Genomic DNA, 21,258 nt, shown 5'->3' with positions numbered 1-21,258 from the left:
AAAAGGAGACGAAAATATATGTTTAAATGGCTCAAGCCAGCACCTGCAATTGAAAGATTGCCAGCGGATATGATCGACCGTGTATATCGATTACTACGTATTCGTGTGTTAATCGGGATTTCAGTTGGATATGCTGCTTATTATTTAGTTCGTAGTAACTTTACGTTATCAAGTACGTATTTAGTACAAGAATATGGTTTTAGTACAGCTGAAATTGGTCTACTAGGTTCAGTAATGGCAATTGTTTATGGATTTAGTAAGTTCTTTATGGGTAATTTATCAGATAAAGCTTTCGCCCAGCGCTTTATCGCAGTCGGTTTATTCTTATCAGGGCTTGTAAATATTTGTTTCGGCTTTGCATCATCATTTGGGATGATTGTTACATTACTTGTTGTTAACGGTATTGTACAAGGTATGGGAGCACCACCTTGTAGTATTGTTATGACGAAATGGTTCTCGAAGAAAGAACGCGGTACGAAAACAGGTCTTTGGAATATTTCACATAACGTTGGTGGAATGCTTGTGCCACCACTTGTCGGAATTGGTGTAGGTATTTTTGGTGAAAACCATTGGCAAGGCGGCGTGTTTATTTTCCCTGCAATTATCGCAATGGTAATTTCAGTTCTTGTTTGGATTAATGCGAAGGATACACCAGAATCTGAAGGTCTTCCTCCAATTGATGAGTATCGTAATGACTATGAAAATCTTGAAAAAGCAGATAATGCTAACAAGATGTCACCAAAAGAAATTTTAATGAAGTATGTAGTGAAAAATAAATTTGTATGGTTCTTATGTATTGCGAATGCTTTTGTTTATTTAATTCGTTTCGGTGTTATTAACTGGGTTCCACTTTATTTAACGACAGTTAAAGGATTTTCAAAAGCAGAAGCGCATGCGGCATATGCAATCTTTGAAGGTATGGCAATTCCAAGTTCATTAATCGTTGGTTTTTTAAGTGATAAATTATTTAAAGGAAAACGTATGCCATTATGTATTATTAGTATGGTTGGAGTTGTTATTGGTACGTTTATATATTGGCAAGCAACTAGCGTACTTGTTGTAAGTATTGCAGTTTCTATTATCGGTTGTTTAATTTATGTACCACAGTTCTTAATCGGTTTAAGTGCGATGGAATTAGTACCGAAATTTGCAGTAGGTACGACAGTTGGTATGTGTGGTCTATTCGGTTATGTAGGCGGAAGTCTTGTAGCTAACGCAGCAATTGGTGTTATTGTTGATCGTTCTGGCTGGGATGGTTGTTTCATCTTACTATTAACAGGTGCGGTTTTATCAACAATCTTCTTATTTATTGTTCAACGTGGACATGAGAGAAAAGATCCTAAAGTAGCGTAATATTTTGTTTGAAAAGCTATCCAATTGTGTGTGATTGGATAGCTTTTATATTAGAAAAAACAAACAGTATGTAAAATTGCAGTTTAATATGTAAATGATTTTTGTTAATTAATATAATTTTTTTAGATTCCATAAACCAAATAGATACATGGTTATACCGAAAAATCCGCCAGCGCAACCCCAAAGCACAACATCAAATAAAGAAATAGAGATTTCTTCTGAGCCTACATAGGGAAGGATATAATTCATAAAAACAAACATTTGAAAGCCCCAAAGCAGACCTGCTTTTAAGCCAGCTTTTCTTAATTTTTTCTTGTGTTGTAAATATTCTTCTTTTGTTGCACATTCAGTATCACTTAAACCTTTTTTCTTGAATTTAAAGGCTAAGTAATTAGCGTAAATCATATTAGATAGAAAAATGAATATTGTCCCTATAGATATTGTGTGATTCATAGTATCAACAAGTAACATAATAAGCATTACCAACATATTTAACCACCACAAACCAATTCCAGCTACAGATAACTCTTTATTGATTTCTTGTTTTTGGTATTCATCTCTCTCACTTAGTGTTCCAACAAAACTATTATAAACTCTTTCTTTCCATTCAATTTTCATCATTTAATCTCCCTCCCAAAATAGACTATTTAAATCTGTTTTTAGTGCTTTTGCTAATTCGATACATAAGGCTAAAGAGGGATTATATTTATTGTTTTCAATTAAATTTATTGTCTGTCTCGCTACGTTAACTTTTTTAGCTAATTCTAGCTGTGATAGACTTTCAGATTTTCGATATTGTTTAACGTTATTCAAATATAACCCTCCCATTGATGGTTTTAGACCTCGTGTACCAAAATGTCATTTATATGTGACATTTTATAATTGAATAGATAAAATGTCAAATATATATGACAAAATAGCGATGGTGCAATTAGGAAAATGATTTTAATAATTCATTTTGGCAAGAAGTTTGTTAATAAAGAATGGCTTCCATTCAATTAAAATTGCTCTTTTTCCTTTCCTTAAATCTATCTTAAAAGATATAATGTCATATTTCTAATCATTGGAATTTTTGTTACAATATAAATGGATGTGTAAAACTTTGTAAAAAGATTGTAATAATATACAATTTGTTTTCAGAAAGTTTTATACAATTATGGTATTTATTAAACTATTAATTTATAAAGGGAGAGAGAATATGTTACCAAATACGGTTCGTACTCCAAACAAGAAGAAGAAATGGATTATTATTGGGGTTATTGCACTAATTGTTATTGTAGCGGCAATTAATATTTTTGTTATGCAAGGTAAGAAGAAGGGTGCATCAACAAATGCTGATGCTGTAAGTTTTGAGAAAGTGACAGAGCGTAAGCTGAATAATACAAAGTTAATTTCTGGTCAGGTGAAGCCTGGTAATATCGAAAGCTTCTATGCAGATCCGGCCAAAGGAAAAGTGAAAGATATTGAGGTAAAAGAAGGGCAAGAGGTAGAAAAAGGTACGAAGTTATTCTCTTATGACAATGAAGAGATTAACCTTCAAATGAAGCAAGCTGAGCTTGATCAGAAGATGGCGGATATGCGTTATGATCAAGGAAAGAAAAAGATTGATTCGCTCAAGAAAGAAATTAAGAAGGCAAAAGATAGCGGAGCTGGAAAAGAAGTAACAGATCCGATGGAAGAGCAAGTAAACGAGTTAGAGATAGCTCAAAAGACAACTGACCTTGAGAAAGAAAAAGGAAAGTTGCAGAAAGAAGAGTTAAGTAAGAAGCAGAAAGAGCTTACGATCTATAGTAATTTCGCTGGTGTTGTTCAAAAGTTAGATAAAGATGCGGCACAAAGTTCATCTCAAGCGTTAGGTGGTCAAGGAAAATCGTTTTTACAAGTAGCTTCTAAAGATCCATTCCAAGTTCAAGGTACGTTAACTGAGCTTCAGAAGTCACAAATTCAAAAGGATCAAACATTCACTGTAACAGCGAAAGCAAATAATAAGAAGAAGTGGACTGGTAAGATTACAGAGGTAAGCGAATTCCCAACAAGTGCAGAGATGGCGCAAGCTGGCGGCATGGGTGAAGCAACTCAAAATATGTCCCAATATACATATAAAGCTAGCCTTGATAGTCAAGATGGTTTATCTCCAGGTTATCATGTTTCCCTGCAAGTAAACTTAGAGAATAAGACGATGATTGCTGTTCCAAGTAAAAGCATTGTAGAAAAAGGTGATGATGCATTTGTTTATGTTGAGGATAAAGGGAAGCTTCGTAAACAAAATGTGAAAAAAGGTTCTACTGATGGAGACTGGACAGAGGTTGTAGAAGGCGTAACAGTGGGGCAAAAGGTGGTTAAAAATCCTTCCGACGATGTGTATGACGGAATGGAAGTGAAAGAGAAATGATTACGTTAAATAATATTGCTAAAACGTATTATCAAGGAAAATTGGCGGTACCGATTTTGCATGGTATTAGTTTAACGATTCAGAGCGGTGAGTTCGTTTCGATTATGGGACCGTCTGGTTCTGGTAAGTCGACGCTTATGAATATTATTGGTTGCTTAGATCGTCCAACAGAAGGCGAATATATGCTGAATGACGTGAATATCTTAACAGCAGACGAGTCGAAGCTTGCTTTAATTCGTAATGAATATATTGGCTTTGTATTCCAGCATTTTAATTTACTGCCTCGTCTTTCCGCAGTGGAAAATGTTGAGCTTCCGCTCGTATATGGTGGCGTGAAGAAAGCGGAGCGTCGCAAGCGTGCTTTGGAGGCGTTAGGTAAAGTTGGATTAGCAGACCGCGTGCATCATTTACCAAATGAGTTATCCGGTGGACAGAAGCAGCGTGTAGCGATTGCAAGAGCGATTGCGAATAACCCAACGTTCATTATGGCCGATGAACCGACTGGTGCACTTGATACGAAGTCTGGTGAGCAAGTTATGGATATTTTCACGAAGCTTAATGCAGAAGGTACAACAATTGTTATGGTTACGCATGAAGAGGAAGTAGCAGCGTATTCTTCCCGCCGCATTGTACTGCGAGACGGGAAAGTTACAGAAGATAGAAGGTGTGCGGTATGAGTTTACTAGATAGTATAAAAATTGCCCTATCTTCTATTTTAGCTCATAAATTACGTTCAGCTCTTACGATGCTCGGTATTATTATCGGGGTAGGTTCGATTATTACAGTCGTTGCAATTGGGCAAGGCGGAGAAGCTGCATTGAAATCGCAGTTTGTTGGGGCAGGTAATCAAACGGTTCCGATTCATTATAGTGCAGATATAAACGATCCTTTCGGTATGGGAATGGTAGAAGCACCGAAGATAACTGAAGAAGACATTTTTGAAATTAAAAAAATTCCAGAAATCGCACATGTGGTAACAACAAATTCAACCATGGAACCACTTGATATTGAAGATAAAAAAGAAATGGTGAGTATTACTGGATTAGATAGTGAGTACTTTGCAGTAAATAAAGTAAAGTTGTTAAAGGGACGTTCTTTACAAGAATCAGATGTGGATCAAGGTAATAACGTTGTCATGATTAGTAAACAAATGGAAGAAAAGGTGTTTAAGGATATCAATCCAGTCGGTAAAATTATTGAAATGAAAGGTCAACCGATGCAAATTATTGGTGTCTACAAATCAGATAATGAGTTTATGGGAATGGGACCATCAGAAGCACTAGTTCCAATTTCATTATGGCCGACACTGTATGGGAAAGATGAAATTCAAAATATTTCTGTTCAAGCAAAAAATGTAGATAATCTAGAAAAAGCAGGTAAAAAAGCTGCAGATGTTTTAAATAGTCGTAAACCGACTGATGCAACTGGTAAATATGAAGTTATGAATTTAAAAGAAATTCAAGAAGGTATTTCGAAGATGACCGGTATTATGACAATGATCATCGGTGGTATCGCTGGTATTTCATTAGTCGTTGGTGGTATCGGTGTTATGAACATCATGCTTGTATCTGTAACGGAGCGTACGCGTGAAATTGGTGTACGTAAAGCACTTGGAGCAACGCGTAGTAAAATTTTATTACAATTTTTAATTGAAGCAGTTATGTTAACACTTCTAGGTGGTTTGATCGGAATTGGTCTTGGGTATGGCGGAGCATATATCGTTTCTACATTCGCAAAATGGCCACCACTCGTTTCATGGGAAGTTGTCGTTGGAGGCGTACTGTTCTCGATGACACTTGGTATTATTTTCGGATTAATTCCAGCGAACAAAGCTGCGAAATTAGATCCAATTGAAGCATTGCGTTATGAGTAATTAATAGTGTAGTAGAACTACACATTACCGTTCTAGTGGGCGGTTCATAGCCTCTATATGAGGAAGGAAGTGAACCGCTCGTTAGAACGGGTTATATAAATAGAAGGAGGCGTTATAATGGAAGCTAATTTGAATACGCAAAAAGTTGGCGGAGAAAAGCCATCATTATTTGGAATGATTACTTCTCCGGGTTTGCAGTTTGAGCGAATGAAGACAACGGAGAAAGTTTGGGGTATGTTCTTCTTAGTCGCATTGTTACAAGGGCTTGTAGGTGGTTTAAATTCGTATGTTATGTATACATCACCTGAGATGATTGAAATGCAAAAGAAATTAGGAGGCGAATTTGCAAAACAGGGTTCGCTTGTATCAGAGGTAATTTCTGGTGCGATATGGGGAATAGTAGGTGTTATGATTGCAACACTTGTTATTGCAGCTATTTATAAGGTGTTTATGATGTTCTATGGAAATGATACTTCTTATAAAAAAATAGTAATGATTATTGTATACGCGGATATTGTTGTTATTATTGGTGGACTTATTAATGGTGTTATAGCTTTAATTTTAGGTGCTGGACCAACTGCGTATACAAGTTTAGGACCACTATTCGATCAAGGTTCACTTGCATATGGAATTGGTAATACAATTGAATTGTTCTATTTATGGAATATCATTTTAATTTGGCTAGGGTTACAAATTACAGCTGGAGTAAGTAAAGTGAAGGCAGCTATTCCAATTATTGTTTTATTCATTATTAAAGCGGGATTCCTAGCTGCGATTGTTGTATTGATTGCAAAGTTCTTACCTGGTTTGCCTGTATAATAATATGATTGAATTAAAGGGTGACTCTTCAAGAGAGTCACCTTTTTTATTTTTACCCTTACTTCAAATACCGCCAACAAAATTTCAAATACTATCTAGTGTAATTTCAAATTCCATCGGTAGTATTTGAAATTACTCACAGTGAAATCTTTTCTTTATTTTTATATTGTGAAGGTACCGCGGAATACTAGAAAGGTATACCTTTTAGAAACGGGTACTGTGTGAAGCCAGCGACTTTTACAGAGGTAGTTGTTTTGTATGAAGGAATGATTGTAAATCAAATAAAGAAATTAGGTATTCGCCAAGATTATGAAGAGTATTATCAATGTGGTTTAATTGGTCTTTGGCATGCGTATGAAAGATTTGATGCAAAGAAGGGGTATTTCCCTGCATATGCACTTGTAACAGTGCGTGGTTATATATTAGAAAGATTGAAGAAAGAATCTACTGTACAAGAAAGATATGTATGTGTAGGAGAGTATGAGGATATCTTTCATTTTGAAGACGTTGAAATGAGAGTGAAGGAATTTATGAGTGTGTTAGATGAGAAGGAGAAGTATATTATTTTTGAACGTTTTTTTGTAGGAAAGACGATGGGAGAAATCGCTTTAGAGACGGAAATGACATATTATCAAGTAAGATGGATGTATCGGCAAGCACTCGAGAAAATGCGAGATAGTGTAAGAGGATAAAAATAACAAATAGAATGGAAGGTAAGGAAATACTACCTTCCATTCTATTTGTTATTAAGGTGATGAATCTTGCATGTTCATTTGGGATAATACATATCCAGCTTTCCATAATTGCTGACTTAGCTTATGGGAACTAATTTGTATCGTTACGGTAGCTCCGTTTGAAAAATGAATTTTAGCTCGTTTAGCTTTTTTGAAAAACTCTATTGTATGAACATGTTTGAAGAAAAGCCAAATACAATTTGGAGAAGCAGGAGATTCTGTTGGGAAAGCACAAATATATTCTCTATGATTGATCGGAATTGGAACGTTTTGTTTAAATTTAAATTTTGTTTTAACGGCATTACGTCTCCCTTGATAGGTAGAATGAATATTTGTTAGACAAGATTTCTGTATAAGTTGGAGAGCAGTTTGACAGGAGTAAAGATGGTTTCCGCTACTGTCGATAATTTTTGTACGGTAATAAGGGTGTTTACATGGTTCAAGCATCATTGTAGAACTAGAAATAAAAATGTTGTTTTCATTATCCATAATTCTATATCCTCCCTTATAATTTTCATTCTGAATATAATTATATATAAATTAAGTAAATTAATTGTTAATATTCTATTTCATATTGTAAATTTTGGCTATTCGTTTACAATCAATAGGTGATAGTCTTTCTAATTTGCATCGCTTGTACATATATATGAAAATAGAAAAGAGTAGGCGGTGATATAGTATGAAGAAAAAGTATATTATTATGGCTTTAGTTGTCATTCTCCTAGTATATTTAGCAAACAGCAATCCGAGTAAAGGAGAATATACAGAATGGGCAGCGAAGCAGTTTATGAAGCGAAATGATGTGAGTAAGAAGCTAGATGAAGTTCAAAAAGAGAATGAAGAGGGTCTCCTTGGCGACTTGGCATCGGCCGGTAAAAAGTTAGCGAAAAAGTATGTTGAGCCACAAGTTGGGTTATTAATTGATCATTATACGAAGCGAAATGATTATATATTCTTCTCAACATATACGACTGAGTTTGATATAGGTGAAGAACATTATAAGTATGTATGCGTCGGTTTTTCAAAGATTTTTATCCCGATTGAAATGCCGAAGAAAAAAGACGAATCTGCAAAATGATGCAGATTCGTCTTTTTTATTTTATAGAGTAATTGGAACTTCAGATACATTTTTTTCTACAAGGCGAGCTCCTTTTTTTCTTGTATTTTCATCAATGGATGAAAATACAGATGAGGCAAGGATTGTATCCATTACTTGATTTACGACTTGTGCATCGATTGGTGTGATAGGCGTATCGATAGAAAAAACGACTGTTTTTCCATCTTCTTTCGCGAAAATCAATTCTAGTACTTGCATGTGTTATTCCCTCCTTTGTATTTATCCCGCTATTTACGGGGGTTGGGTCTGCCGGTTAAATTGCGGGCTAATAATCAGTGGGGATGAATAAAATCCCCACTGATCCGAGTTTTACTTTATAGTTTAGAAAGATCTGATGTGCTTACAAGTTGCACAGAGTGAAGTGGTGATGCTTGTAAGGAAGCGAGAGCATGAGCTACGTTGTGTACTTGATCTAAGCTCGCATTTGTTTTAACACGTTTAAATTGTTTGCCCTTGAAAACTGTTTTGCCGTTCTTATCTAATCCGTTGTTTAAGACAAGACGTAAAGTTAAATCCATTACGATTGTTTCAATTGCCATGTGTATCACCTCCTTTCACTTTATAAATAGGGTACAAATGTCATGTTTTGGCGTGAAATTTTTTCTTTTTTTTGGTACCCTTAAAAGATTAAGAGAGGAGAATTCTGGATAATGAATCGTAAATGGTTATTTTGGATTCCTGTATTACTATGGATGGGGCTGATTTTCTATTCTTCGGCACAACCATATAAAAAGCAGGATATGCGTTCAGATATTGAACAATATGTGAATGTTGAATTTGTGAAAGAGCATTTTTCATGGGTATCTATCGATTATGGTGGAGGAACCCCTGTTAGTATTGCGAATAAAGGTGTAGGCGGATTTATTGAGTTTTTCCTTCGTAAAGGTGCTCATTTTATGGTGTTCTTTATGCTAGGTTCATTGATTTATTACGCTTTTCATCGATCAGGTCATTCGAGGAAAAGATGTTTTATATATGCCCTTCTTTTCGTTGCGGGTTATGCAACATTTGATGAAATTCACCAATGGTATACGGGAGACCGTACACCAATGTGGCAAGATTCATTGCTTGATACGTGTGGCGGATTAACGGGAATTATAATAAGTAATTGGTTTTGGAATAGAAAAAAGCGCTAATCTCATTTTGAGATTAGCGCTTTTTTGCGGGTAGTAAAACTCCCCGTAACTGGCCTGATTAAAGTTTCACTTTATACACCAAGTAATTCTTTTAGTTCGTCTGTTGATAGTTCAGTCATCCAACTATCGCTTGTGATGACCGCATTGTTTAGAGATTGTTTTCTTTCTAGCATTTCATCAATTTTTTCTTCTAATGTTCCTGTTGTAATGAGTTTGTGAACATGAACAAACCGTTTTTGACCAATGCGATATGCGCGGTCTGTTGCTTGATTTTCCACAGCTGGATTCCACCAACGATCGTAGTGAATGACATGGTTGGCAGCGGTTAAGTTTAATCCTGTTCCGCCAGCTTTTAAGGATAAGATAAAAATGTCATACGTTCCGTTTTGGAACTCCTCAATCATCTTGTCACGATCTTTTTTCGGTACACTACCGTTTAAGAAGAGGACACGCTGGCCGAATTTTTCTTCTAGCACACGTTTTAGCATGTTCCCCATGCCGATGTATTGAGTGAAGATGAGGCAACTTTCATCTTGATCCTTTATATTTTCGATGAGCTCCATTAACGTTTTTGTTTTCATGGAGCGTTCAACGACATTTTGTGGTTCTTCTTCTTTTAAATAAAGAGCAGGATGATTACAAATTTGTTTTAGCTTGTTCAACATAAGTAATATAAAGCCGCGTCTTTCAATTCCGCTTAATCCTTCTACATTTTGCAGTGTATCTTGAACAAGTTGTTCATATAAGGAAGCTTGTTCACCAGTAAGAGGACAGTAAGCTTTTTGTTCTTGTTTATCGGGTAAATTTAATGCGACTGTTTGATCTTTCTTCGTTCGGCGCAGTAAAAATGGTGAGATAAACCGTTGAACTTGTTGGATTTTTCCTTCATCACGATCTTTTTCAATCGGTGTGACGAAGCGGCGCTGGAATTGCCCTAAGCTTCCGAGATATCCATGATTAATAAAGTCGAAAATGGACCAAAGTTCAGCGAGGCGATTTTCCATCGGCGTACCAGTTAAAGCGATTTTGTGATTTGCTTGCAAGTTTCGTACTGCTTTCGACTGTTTCGTATGTGGGTTCTTAATATTTTGTGCTTCATCCAAAATAACAGCATCCCAGCATAATGAAGTCAGTTCTTCCTCATCGAGCTGAGCCAATGCATAAGATGTTAATACAACATCTGCCGATTGAAGGAAATCTTCAAATAAATTGCCCTTATCTCTATTACTTCCGTAATGTAATTGAACACGTAAATTCGGTGCGAAACGCTCAAATTCTTTTTGCCAATTTCCAAGAACAGATGTCGGTGCTACGATTAATGCAGGGCCTGTTTTGAGATTGTTTTCTTTTATATATAGTAAGTAAGAGATTGTTTGAATACTTTTCCCGAGTCCCATATCGTCAGCTAGCAATGCTCCAAATCCAAGATTTCGTAAATATAATAGCCATTCAATACCGTGTTGTTGATACGGACGAAGTGTTGCGTTTAGTGAAGTAGGGACATCTACTTTTGGAATATCTCCAATATGAAGCAGCTTCTGGAAGAGTTCTTCATAATATCCATCTAGTTCGATTTCGATATCAGTAAACGGACTATTATCTTCTACAATTTCGGTTTCAGCCGTATTTGATAAATGTTGCTGCAGGACATCTTTCATCTCTAGTCCGTATTTATCGGCACGGTTCATGAGTTTTCTTACTTCTTCGATAAAGGCTGGATCTAGTCGCATCCATTGACCGTTTATATTAAATAGACGTTTGTTTTGTTCAACGAGTTCGAAAAATTCGCTTTCCGATAAATCAATGCCGTTCGTCGAAATGCGCCAGTCAAAATTAACGAGCGTATTCATACCGAAGAACGATTGTGTTTGTGCTGTATTTTGCTTCAACTGAACACGTAATTTCGGTTTTGTTGCTTTTAAATTTTGCCACCATGATGGTAGTAAAATTGTAATGCCGGCTGCAAGTAATTCATTGCTTGCTTCTGTTAAGAAGTTCCACGCTTCGGTTTCAAAGAGCTCATTTCGGAACGTATCTCCTTCTTTTAACCACGGTATGAGCTTACTAAAACCTTCTTGTGTCTCTGTAATCCGTTCTTCGTAATCGTGCCATCTTTTCGGTAAGGAATCGATGTTTTCATATACATATATGCGATGCGCCCCGCGCTTTGGTGTCACAATTGTTTCAAGCTTCCACATTTCAAATTCTTCTTGTGGTTCTTGCAGTCTTAGTCCGATTGTAAACGGAAGATCATCTTCAATATAACCAATTTTTCGAAGCCAATCTTCTTCATGTAGTGCTGTTTCCAATTGTCTTTTCGTAAAGTCGTAATGTTCATATAGTCTTTTGGCATCTTCCCAGCCGTCATTTGAGCGATTATCTTGTAATATGCTTTCATTAACTGCTGCTGAGAAAAGAGATGCTAATGTGTCATCTTCAATTGGTGTATTTTGAACTTTCCAAGATGGTTGTTTGGACCAATGATTCATATCTGGTACGAAGCTACCACTCGTAAAGGCATCCCATAATTCATTTGCATCTTTCGTAAGGGCTGTAATAGGTCCGTTTATTTGCATATGTGCAAATGAATTCATCGGTTTGTTTGCAATGTATTCAAAGGCTTGTGCATTTGTTAGCAGCACACCTTGTTTTCCTTCGAAGGTTGCTTCTTTTAGAGAAGTACCGTAGAAAGAAGTGGAGTGCCATGTGAATGCATTTCGTTTCCAACTTGTTACGGATAATGGAGTACCGCTGTCATCTTCTCCCCAAAGGAACCAACCTTGACTAACATGCTGGAGCCTAATTGTTACTTCAGTTTGATTGATCATCGATTAATTTTCCTTTCCGTAATTCCTCTTGTAGTGCACGCAGACGTGAATGGAGATTGGCGATGTGAATAATGAAAGCATCCCATTCATCGGTGCGTTTTAATCGTTTATATAATGTGCGTAATTTCTTTAAGTAACGAACTGCGCGTTTATATGATTTGCGATTTCGTTCTTCAATTGCCTCTACAGCAGCAAGATGGTAAAGAGGAAGTGCCGCTTCTGGCGCTTCTTTTTCAATATCTTTCAGTGGCTCTTTCAACAGTTCAATTGCTTCAAATCCATATAGGAGATGAAGCTCTGCCCATGTGCGATACTGTTTTTTCGCGAGTACGTACTGTTCATAGTTTGTGAAACTATATGGTAATAGCTCTTGTAAAATCATTTCGAAACCAGCTTGTTCATTTGTATGTGTTGCATATGTTTCATACATGATTACAAATAGCCGAACGACATCTTTTATGAAAATCGTATTTTCGTGATCTTGGATTGTTTTCTTTACTTGTTTATACGTAAAGGAAAGCCAATTTTTCGCACGATCCCACTGCATGGCACTTAATAGTTCTTCTAACCAATAGAAGTATAGACTCACAACAGAAGCAGGCTGTTTTTTTAGTAAGTCCATCGCTAGTAGATCTTCGTCATTCAAAAAGAGAAGATGGGAAGACGCTAACGCTTTGGATAGTGGATTGATTTTCGTATCGATTCGTTTTTCTTCTTCTTGTATTTTCTCTTTATTGTTTAAAAGTTCACTCCATATGTGACGATAAATGAAAAATCGCTCTTGCGTATAAGTGTCGGTAGAGAAGAATGCTTCATGAACGAGACGAGCTGTTTCTTGTAAAATTATTTCAGACTCTGAAGGAATCGCTTCTGATTGTAAGTCCCGAACGATGGATTCCACTTTGTCTACAAATAGGCGAATGACATTAACAGGTTGGTGATAAGAATACGTTTTGTTTGCGTCGAATGCCTGAATTTCTTCTAATAACTTTTGAAAGCAGTAAAGTGCTGCGTGTAACCTGAATAATTCATGTATCGCAATGACACGCGGAGCTTTCCGCTCAAGTTTCGTATAGAAATCTGTAAAGATACTCATAAGAAAATACATTTGTTTATAAGTAAGCCGAGCTTGTTCTTTTTTAAATGATTCATATTCTTTTTCAAAATACGATTGCCAACTTTTATAATCGGTTTCTTCAAAAGCTGATGATTGCAATACTTGTCTTGCAGTTCGAATAGGAGGAAGGGAAGGTTTCGTATTATTTTTAAATAAAGTTAATACATCTCCTACTTGCCCGAAACTAGACGCTGCAGATAGTAATACAGCAAGCATATGCTCACATTGTGTTGGTGCGAAGCAATCACAATAACTTTCAGCGACGTTACGAATCGGAATATGAACGCTATATACGTTGCCTTCCGCATCTACAGTTCCTGATAGTGTATAACCATCAAAGTCAACATTGTAGACAACACCACTACGATATAGGTGCCGAGCTGTAGCGACATGTTCCTGATCAGCTGTTTGCTGTGGATCTAGTCCTTGAACGAACTCATTCGCAATCATCATAATTTCATCTTTCGTAATTGAGTGTTGCAGCATAATATTCCTCCGTACACATATTTCTTTCCTTTACCATTATAAACAAAAAATGCTCAAAACAGAAAAAATGAAATTTGGATTACATAACTTGAAAATCATGGTAATATATAAAATGTTAATTTCGTATATGAATATATACGTATAGGAGGAGAAATGATTTGTCAGATTTACAGACGAAGTTAGGTAGTGGAATGAATAAGTTACAAGAAGGAATAGAACAAGGGAAAATGAAGTTGCAAGTTGCACAAGAAATTGCTCAATTGAAAAAGGGAATGCAAGTGCAAATGCAGAAAAAAGCAGAGGTTCTATTAGAGGTGGGACAGCAATTGTACGTTCAATTAAGAGGAAATGGAGTAAATGAATCGAGCTTAAAAGAAATGATTGCTCCAGTTCAAGAATTTGATGTAGCTATTTATCAAGCAAGAAAACGCATTGTTGAATTGCAAAAACAACAAGGTGAAAAAGCTACATGTGAATGTGGTGGATCTTTATCAATAAATGATAAGTTTTGTGGTTCGTGTGGAAAGCCTAACCCAATGTTAGCAGTAGAAAATGAAGGTGAAACGGTAAATTGTATTTCATGTAATGAGCATATCGATAAAAACTCTACTTACTGTCCAGTTTGTGGAATTAAGCAAAGTGGGGAGTGAATTAAATGTATTGTCGCACATGTGGAAAACAACATGGTGAAGAAGTAAATTATTGTCCAAATGAAGGTAGTATGGAGATTGCAGGAGCTATAGATGCAATAACATTAGAAAAAGATACTGCAAAATACTGCAAAGGTTGTGGCAATGAAAATGCTCAAAAAAATTTATATTGTCAAAAGTGTGGGTATTCTTTATTTGTTGCGAAGAAAAAAGAACAATCTGTAAAATTGCCTACAATGGATGGTGCTCCTAAAGTTGAATTTAAAGCAGATAAAGCCGTTTTACAAAAAGGTTTTATTGGTGGGGCTGTTGCAAGTATTCTCATGTTAATTGCTGGTTGGATTGGTAGTTTATTATTTGCTTCTATGTTAAGTGAGATGTTTAGCAAATTTGCGAAAGAATTAGAAATGTTGCCGAATTTTTATTCGAGTGCAACTTCTACGATGTTAAGTTATCATTTACTTGGTTTTACAGCTAACGACGATAGTGGATTGATATTTTCTTTATCTTGGCATACTCCATTTACATTACTATTAATCATTCCATTTATTATTTTCGCTGGTACAGGAATTTGGTTAGGGAAGCAGCATGTTGCGAAAACGATTAAAGATCAAATTTTTATGGCATCAACAGTTGGTATTATTTATGGCGTCTTTTTATTCATTATAAGTTTTATAGCATCACAATCTTTTGCAATTCCATTCTCAGAAGCAGGTAAGATTACGGTTGGCTATTCAGCGATTAAGAGTTTATTGAGTGGTTTTGTATGTGGGACATTATTTACCTTATTAGGATTTATTGCTCATACAAGCAAAAACAATATGGCAGCAGCATTTCAAGAGTTAATGCCATATGGAGCGTCTGTTTATTACGGTGTTTCAGCTATGATAAAAGGACTTTTAGTAACAGCAGTAGCGGTTTGTATTATGGCGTTAGTAAGTAAGGAAGATGGTATTGAACCATTAAAAGAAATAACAACTTTAAAATCTGAAAGTACATTATTAGCATTAGAGTTAACACCTCAATTATGGAGTATGGCTCATTTTGCGCCGTTAGAAGTATCAAGTCCAGCACTTAGTAAGGAATTTACTGGAATTGGAAAGAAATCAAAAGCATATGAGAGCACACTATCGTTTTCATTTATATCAGGCGTCTCTGTAAATGGCGTAGAGCTCAGAGAGATATTGATTTCAAAAGGAGCAAATGAGGAAAGCCTTGCAGAATTTGATAAAGTGAATAACGTATTCCATTATGGTTTATTACTGCTTATTATTCCATTGTTCTTTATGTTTAGAGCGGGAAGAAAGTTAGCTAAATTACCGACTGCCAATATATATATTACATTAGCGGTATGCAGTGGTTCTTACACAATTATGATGATTGTAATGAATATGATTTCTAAGTTCCAAATTAATGTTTCAGGAACTGTAACAGGTTTATTTGGAACAAGTGGAACGGTATTATCTATGCAAAATTCATTTATATATTTAACTTTGTTTAGCTTGATTGTGACATATGTAGCAGCATTTGCTGGAATGAAATTAGCTAAAAAATAGGAGGAGAGCACGTTGAAGTTTTGTGGAACATGTAAAAAGAACGTTGCAGACCATTTAAACTTTTGTCCTGAGTGTGGGAGTAAAGTAGAAGTAATCGTTGATAACACTGCTGCTTCATATACAGAATTACAAAGCGAGACAAAACCAGTGAAAAGTAAGAAAAATGTATTTTTAATCATTGGTTTAGCTATTATTGTTATTTTATTATTTGGGGCATATAAATTTGGAGCATATAAGTTTTCAAAAGAAAAGCAAGTAAATGTAATGATTGAAGCATTCCAAAAGAAAGATATTAACGCAATTGATGAGTTTGTGAAAGCAAATGATTCAAGCTTAAAGATTAAGACGGAGGATATTAAAGCGTACATGCGTTATTTAAAAGAGAATCCTTCTTACAACAAACAATTGTTGTCTTATTTACAAAAACAGACAGTAGATCAAAAGTTAACAAAAGATAAACCTGCATTTAAAGACGGGGAAATAGTAGAAGAGGGAAAAGAGTGGTTCTTATATCCAAAGTATAAGTTCAGCATGAAATCTTATTATATGAGCGTAAGTACAACTGCAAAGAATGCAGAAATATATGTGAATGATAAAAAAGAAACAGAGCTTTCTAGTGATAAAAATTCGAAAGAGTTGGGGCCATACTTCCCAGGTACATATGTTGTAAAGGCAACGGCGAAGACAGAACTTACTGAATTAGAAACAGAGAAAGAAGTAGATTTAGCGGATGAACAGAGCGAGAAAGTGAAAATTGATTTATCGCTTGAAGGCAAGTATGTAAGCATTTCTTCTGATGAAAGTGATGCAACTGTATTTGTGAACGGGAAAAAACGTGGAAAATTAAGTTATGGAAGTTATAAGCTTGGTCCTGTATCCACAGATGAAACAGTAGAAGTACATTTAGAGAAAACTACTGATTTCGGTGTGATGAAATCTGAAAGTGTTAAAATTGGAGACCAAAGCACGTATTACTTAAAATTCCCGAAAGAAACATCAAATTCAGCAGTGGGCGACTTTGTAAAAAATCATATTTATGCTAACGTACGTGCAATTTCATTAAATGATTTTAGTTTAATTGAAAATAATTATGATAAGAGCGGGAAATCGTATAAGGAAGACCGTGATTATATACAGTATTTACACAAAAAAGGAATTACAGAAGACTTATTAACGATGGAAGTTCGTAATGTAGAGCGTCAAAGTGATACGAAATATAAAGTAACGACATATGAAGAGTATCATATTCGTTACGGTGATGGATCTGTGAAGTTCAAAAGTTTTAATAACGAACATATTGTAACTGTGAATGGAAATGGAAAGATGCTGTATCATTCTCTTGGTGCAAATAATACGTTGAAATCAGAAGATGTATCTGGTCCAACTCGTTAATATGAGAGAAGCTGTTCAATATTTGAACAGCTTCTTTATTTTGTAGCTATATCAATATTTCGTGTCAAACCGTTGATATATCGTAAGTTATGATAGATATAATTGAAAAATCGTTGATATATTGCGATTTATGATAGATATATTCGGAAAATCGTTGATATATTTTTCTTAAATTGTGTTCATGAAGGGAAAATAAAAAAGATATCACTTAGCCGAAAAATCCGGCGAGGTGATATCTTTTTTTACGATTATGAGTGCGTTTCCTTTAATATCGCTTGTACATACGGATCATGTAATATTTGCTCTATAATTGGCAACATATTTTGTTCAAATGGAATGTCGATAGGAAATGGTTTTTGAGAGCCTGGTTTTATTCCATATTGCACAATTTTGTAATGTGTATTGTTTTCAGACTTGAGCACAATTAACTTATAGCGATTATCATCGCCAGCAAGTGAGAAATCAATAGAAGTAGCGTTATATGTTACTTCATCTTTATATATGTACGGCTTTGGCGTACCAATCCAGTCTACTTTTGCTTGTACATTCATGGGCATAGCCTCCTTATATGTATTATAAATAAATAAAAGCCAGCTCTCAATAAAGAGAACCGGCTTGTAATTTAGCAGTCATTGGTTATTTTAAAATTTTCACTTTAACAGTTTTGCGTCCCCATTTTTGAGCAGCGCTATCTGATCCAAGTAAGATGTCGATACGGTTACCTTTAATTGCACCACCAGTATCTCCAGCGATAGCTTCTCCGTAACCTTCTACCCATACTTTAGATCCTAATGGGATTACTTTCGGATCAACAGCGATCATTTTCATGTTTGGATTCGCAGTTAAATCATGACCCATTGCAGTTAATACACGGCCGCCATATGTGCCACCGTTTTCGCTCGGGTGAGCTGTATATGCTGTAGCTACAACTGTTAACTCACGACCACCAGATGGTGTGCTAGTTTCAGCAGCTTTCACAGCAGGCTTAGCAGCTGGTTTTGCTTGTGCTGCAGGTGCTTGAGCCTTAGCTGGTGCTTCAGCTTTAGCAGGAACAGTCGTTTCTTGTTTCTCAATTACAGGTGCTGTACCTGTTAAGAAAGGAACATGAACATAAGCTGTTTTCCCGTTATATTCAAATTGTAACCACTCATTTTGTACTTGGTTCGTTGTTTCGATTACATCGTCTTTCTTCAACTTTCCAAGAATTTCTGAGTTTGTGTTCGCTTCAGCACGTACGTTTAATACGTTAGCTGTTACGTAGTAGATGCTTTTTGTGAACTCTGCACTTACGAATGCGTCTTTACCGTCTAAAGTAACTTTTGACCATCCGTTCTCTGTATTTTGAACATCTATCTTATTACCGTTTAGTAATTTACCGACAACTTTTGATTCCGTAGTAGGGTTTTCGCGTACGTTTAGTACGTCTGTTGTTACAACAGTTTCTGCATTAGCAGATGATGTGAAAATCCCAAGACCAAAAACTGCTGCTGTTGCTATACCAATTAATTTTTTCATGATAGCCTCCATTGCGTTTGTTTTCGTGTCCTCATTATAGCAACAGATTTTTTCGGATTTGGGGAAAACACACAATTACAAACCATTCGTAATAAGTCGTTAACATCCTGTAATATAACAAAAAATATAGGAAAGCGTTTTTCATTCTATATGACTCATAGGTTTCTAGTTATATTCAAAATATTTAATACAACATGTTTTTTTCGACGTAAATAAGAATGTTACAGGAATGTTACATGATGTTTACTAAACGATTACATTCCTTGAGTATTTTACCGTTTTATGGGTAATATAGTTATATAAACATAAACATTTTGTTTGTGAAGCTATAAACACGTGCTATATACTAGCAAAAAAACCGCATAATTGTTACAAAACGAAAGGGTTGCAAGGAAGAACTTTGCCCTTTTTTACATATGTAACACATCCTTTTTTAGGAAAATACATTCCTATCCGCGTTTTTCTCACACAATTTGACAGCAGTATTTCTAACTTGTAGCTCTTGCAGAGTGAAAAGGTTATACGAAAGGTAAGGCTGTCCATAAGAATTCGAATTGGTGAAGGTGAAAGTAAGAAAATCACCGCAAAATTATAGTTTTCTATCCGATTTTACATATCGGAATTTATGTTATTTACAAAAACGAAACCTACGAAGGGGGATTTGATGAGGAAACTGACAAAAACATTCATCGTTTCATTAACATTATGTATTGCATTTACAATTTGGGGGATTATTCCCGAATCTATTATTGGAAAAGGTAGCTTAGGAAATGTAACAACCGCAATTCAAACTGCATTAGTTAGTAAGTTTGGATGGTTTTATATTATTTCCGTTTCTATTATTTTAGGTGTATCTATCTTTTTAATTGTTTCGAAATACGGTTCTATTCGTTTAGGTAAAGATGATGACGAACCTGATTATAGTTATATGACATGGTTTGCTATGTTATTTAGTGCTGGTATGGGTATTGGCTTAGTTTTCTGGGGCGTTGCCGAACCATTAAACCATTTATACGCACCTCCGTTTGGGGATAGTGCAACTGAGGAAAGTGCGCGCCTTGCACTGCGTTTTTCATTTTTCCATTGGGGATTACATCCTTGGGGACTATATGCGTTTGTAGCGTTATGTATTGCTTACTTTACCTTTAGAAAAGGAAAAGCAAGTACGATTAGTGCGACAGTAGGCCCGTTATTTAAGGGCGGGGAACACGGGCGTATTGCTCATTCATTTGATGTGTTAGCTGTTTTCGCAACTGTGTTTGGTGTTGCAACATCATTAGGTCTCGGTGCAAAACAAATTGCAGGTGGTGTTAGTTATTTAACATCTATCCCGAACTCATTAACGACTCAGTTAGTTATTATTGCAATTGTAACAGTATTATTTATGTTATCTGCGCAAACAGGTCTTGATAAAGGAATTAAATATTTAAGTAATACGAATATTATTTTTGCGTTTGCACTTATGATCATTGTATTATTTGCAGGTCCAACAAACTTTATTATGAATTACTTCACTTCAACAATAGGTTCTTATATTCAGGAATTGCCAAGTATGAGTTTCCGTTTAAGTCCATTGGATGAAGGCGGAAATCAATGGATTCAGTCATGGACAATTTTCTATTGGGCATGGTGGATTGCGTGGTCACCATTCGTAGGTACGTTTATTGCTCGTGTTTCACGAGGCCGTACAATTCGTGAGTTTGTTATCGGTGTGTTACTCGTACCGACCGTAATTGGTGCACTTTGGTTCTCTGTGTTCGGCGGTACTGGTATTCATATGGAGCTGTTTGGTGATGCACATATCTTCGACAAAGTGAAAGAAATGGGAACAGAAGTAGGATTATTCGCTATGTTCGATCAGATGGGCAGCTTTGGATCAGCTTTATCGGTTTTAGGTATTTTACTTATTGCAACATTCTTTATTACATCTGCAGACTCTGCAACATTCGTTTTAGGGATGTTAACGACACATGGTAGTTTAAACCCACCAAATCGTATTAAAATGATTTGGGGTATCGTTCTAGCCGCGATAGCTTCTACGCTATTATATATTGGCGGATTAGAAGCCTTACAAACGGCAGCTATCATTGCAGCATTCCCGTTCGTCTTTGTTATTTTCTTTATGATGGCAGCATTATTTAAAGAGTTACAAAAAGAAGGACGTATGAAGCGTCATTAATAATAGAAGGAAAAGAGCTGATTTCATATCAGCTCTTTTTTTATCCCTCTATTTGCTGAGCAGTAAGAACCCCACCTCAAAATTCAGCAAAAGCAAATAAATCGAGCTGCT

General features: G+C 35.8%; 21 protein-coding genes. 12 read left to right on the top strand and 9 right to left on the bottom strand.

The window, feature by feature from the left end:
• Positions 1-18 precede the first annotated feature (18 nt).
• Entirely contained in the window at positions 19-1,353 is a 1,335-nt protein-coding gene (pgtP, locus tag DN400_RS05240) for an MFS transporter (protein ID WP_000477603.1), read from the top strand.
• 108 nt (positions 1,354-1,461) lie between these two features.
• On the opposite strand, the gene DN400_RS05235 is transcribed toward pgtP, so the two are convergent.
• A complete protein-coding gene (locus DN400_RS05235) occupies positions 1,462-1,974 on the bottom strand; it encodes a DUF3278 domain-containing protein (RefSeq protein WP_016513245.1) in 513 nt (170 codons plus the stop codon).
• Positions 1,975-2,166: a helix-turn-helix transcriptional regulator gene (locus DN400_RS05230; RefSeq protein WP_097913039.1), complete on the bottom strand. Its 192-nt coding sequence runs from the start codon at positions 2,164-2,166 to the stop codon at positions 1,975-1,977.
• 385 nt (positions 2,167-2,551) lie between these two features.
• On the opposite strand from DN400_RS05230, the gene DN400_RS05225 reads away from it, so the two are divergent.
• The 5 genes from DN400_RS05225 to DN400_RS05205 all read left to right on the top strand — a co-directional run bounded on the left by DN400_RS05225 (position 2,552) and on the right by DN400_RS05205 (position 7,129).
• Positions 2,552-3,745, top strand: coding sequence for an efflux RND transporter periplasmic adaptor subunit (locus tag DN400_RS05225; protein WP_016513244.1), 1,194 nt, complete (start codon positions 2,552-2,554; stop codon positions 3,743-3,745).
• A complete protein-coding gene (locus tag DN400_RS05220; RefSeq protein WP_000631624.1) occupies positions 3,742-4,422 on the top strand; it encodes an ABC transporter ATP-binding protein in 681 nt (226 codons plus the stop codon). The genes DN400_RS05225 and DN400_RS05220 overlap by 4 nt, the downstream gene beginning before the upstream one ends.
• On the top strand, positions 4,419-5,618 hold the full coding sequence (locus DN400_RS05215) for an ABC transporter permease (protein ID WP_098205529.1): 1,200 nt from the start codon (positions 4,419-4,421) through the stop codon (positions 5,616-5,618). The genes DN400_RS05220 and DN400_RS05215 overlap by 4 nt, the downstream gene beginning before the upstream one ends.
• A 117-nt stretch (positions 5,619-5,735) precedes the next feature.
• The gene (gene yknW / locus DN400_RS05210) at positions 5,736-6,437 is read left to right on the top strand and encodes a YknW family membrane protein (protein WP_065229586.1); all 702 of its coding nucleotides are present in this window, start codon (positions 5,736-5,738) and stop codon (positions 6,435-6,437) included.
• Positions 6,438-6,658: 221 nt separating this feature from the next.
• Positions 6,659-7,129 carry a sigma-70 family RNA polymerase sigma factor gene (locus tag DN400_RS05205; RefSeq protein ID WP_147801566.1) on the top strand — a complete coding sequence of 157 codons (471 nt, stop codon included), beginning with the start codon at positions 6,659-6,661 and terminating at the stop codon, positions 7,127-7,129.
• Between the two features lie 54 nt (positions 7,130-7,183).
• Here DN400_RS05205 and DN400_RS05200 read toward each other — a convergent pair whose 3' ends face one another.
• Positions 7,184-7,660 (bottom strand): competence protein ComK, encoded by a 477-nt coding sequence (locus DN400_RS05200; protein ID WP_000368313.1) that lies wholly within the window; start codon positions 7,658-7,660, stop codon positions 7,184-7,186.
• A gap of 190 nt (positions 7,661-7,850) precedes the next feature.
• Between DN400_RS05200 and DN400_RS05195 the strand changes: the two genes are divergently transcribed.
• A complete protein-coding gene (locus tag DN400_RS05195; RefSeq protein ID WP_000731400.1) occupies positions 7,851-8,249 on the top strand; it encodes a DUF4359 domain-containing protein in 399 nt (132 codons plus the stop codon).
• A gap of 21 nt (positions 8,250-8,270) precedes the next feature.
• Here the strand turns inward: DN400_RS05195 and DN400_RS05190 are convergent, their stop codons facing one another.
• Both DN400_RS05190 and DN400_RS05185 read right to left on the bottom strand, forming a co-directional pair.
• Positions 8,271-8,486 (bottom strand): DUF2922 domain-containing protein, encoded by a 216-nt coding sequence (locus DN400_RS05190; RefSeq protein ID WP_001197593.1) that lies wholly within the window; start codon positions 8,484-8,486, stop codon positions 8,271-8,273.
• Positions 8,487-8,602: 116 nt separating this feature from the next.
• Entirely contained in the window at positions 8,603-8,827 is a 225-nt protein-coding gene (locus DN400_RS05185) for a DUF1659 domain-containing protein (protein ID WP_065229584.1), read from the bottom strand.
• Positions 8,828-8,938: 111 nt separating this feature from the next.
• Here DN400_RS05185 and DN400_RS05180 point away from each other — a divergent pair, with 111 nt between their 5' ends.
• The gene (locus DN400_RS05180) at positions 8,939-9,424 is read left to right on the top strand and encodes a VanZ family protein (protein WP_001080707.1); all 486 of its coding nucleotides are present in this window, start codon (positions 8,939-8,941) and stop codon (positions 9,422-9,424) included.
• A gap of 71 nt (positions 9,425-9,495) precedes the next feature.
• Here the strand turns inward: DN400_RS05180 and DN400_RS05175 are convergent, their stop codons facing one another.
• Both DN400_RS05175 and DN400_RS05170 read right to left on the bottom strand, forming a co-directional pair.
• On the bottom strand, positions 9,496-12,252 hold the full coding sequence (locus tag DN400_RS05175) for a DEAD/DEAH box helicase (protein ID WP_065229583.1): 2,757 nt from the start codon (positions 12,250-12,252) through the stop codon (positions 9,496-9,498).
• The gene (locus DN400_RS05170; protein ID WP_065229582.1) at positions 12,236-13,855 is read right to left on the bottom strand and encodes an SWIM zinc finger family protein; all 1,620 of its coding nucleotides are present in this window, start codon (positions 13,853-13,855) and stop codon (positions 12,236-12,238) included. The genes DN400_RS05175 and DN400_RS05170 overlap by 17 nt, the downstream gene beginning before the upstream one ends.
• 158 nt (positions 13,856-14,013) lie before the next feature.
• On the opposite strand from DN400_RS05170, the gene DN400_RS05165 reads away from it, so the two are divergent.
• The 3 genes from DN400_RS05165 to DN400_RS05155 are packed head-to-tail and all read left to right on the top strand — an operon-like array spanning position 14,014 to position 17,453.
• Positions 14,014-14,505: a zinc ribbon domain-containing protein gene (locus DN400_RS05165; protein ID WP_065229581.1), complete on the top strand. Its 492-nt coding sequence runs from the start codon at positions 14,014-14,016 to the stop codon at positions 14,503-14,505.
• Between the two features lie 5 nt (positions 14,506-14,510).
• Complete coding sequence (locus tag DN400_RS05160; RefSeq protein ID WP_000271636.1) at positions 14,511-16,061, top strand: zinc ribbon domain-containing protein; 1,551 nt, start codon at positions 14,511-14,513, stop codon at positions 16,059-16,061.
• Between the two features lie 12 nt (positions 16,062-16,073).
• Positions 16,074-17,453, top strand: a complete 1,380-nt coding sequence (locus DN400_RS05155) for a zinc ribbon domain-containing protein (RefSeq protein ID WP_097913031.1) — start codon at positions 16,074-16,076, stop codon at positions 17,451-17,453.
• 248 nt (positions 17,454-17,701) lie between these two features.
• Here the strand turns inward: DN400_RS05155 and DN400_RS05150 are convergent, their stop codons facing one another.
• Positions 17,702-18,004, bottom strand: coding sequence for a DUF3910 family protein (locus tag DN400_RS05150; RefSeq protein ID WP_001102539.1), 303 nt, complete (start codon positions 18,002-18,004; stop codon positions 17,702-17,704).
• 85 nt (positions 18,005-18,089) lie between these two features.
• A complete protein-coding gene (locus DN400_RS05145) occupies positions 18,090-18,968 on the bottom strand; it encodes a cell wall-binding protein EntA (protein ID WP_000733343.1) in 879 nt (292 codons plus the stop codon).
• 664 nt (positions 18,969-19,632) lie between these two features.
• Here DN400_RS05145 and opuD point away from each other — a divergent pair.
• Positions 19,633-21,147 carry a glycine betaine transporter OpuD gene (opuD, locus tag DN400_RS05135; RefSeq protein WP_001229103.1) on the top strand — a complete coding sequence of 505 codons (1,515 nt, stop codon included), beginning with the start codon at positions 19,633-19,635 and terminating at the stop codon, positions 21,145-21,147.
• Positions 21,148-21,258 lie beyond the last annotated feature (111 nt).

It is taken from the genome of Bacillus sp. AR8-1, assembly GCF_008042345.1.
GTDB lineage: Bacteria > Bacillota > Bacilli > Bacillales > Bacillaceae_G > Bacillus_A > Bacillus_A cereus.
This window is presented reverse-complemented; position numbering and strand designations above follow the sequence as displayed.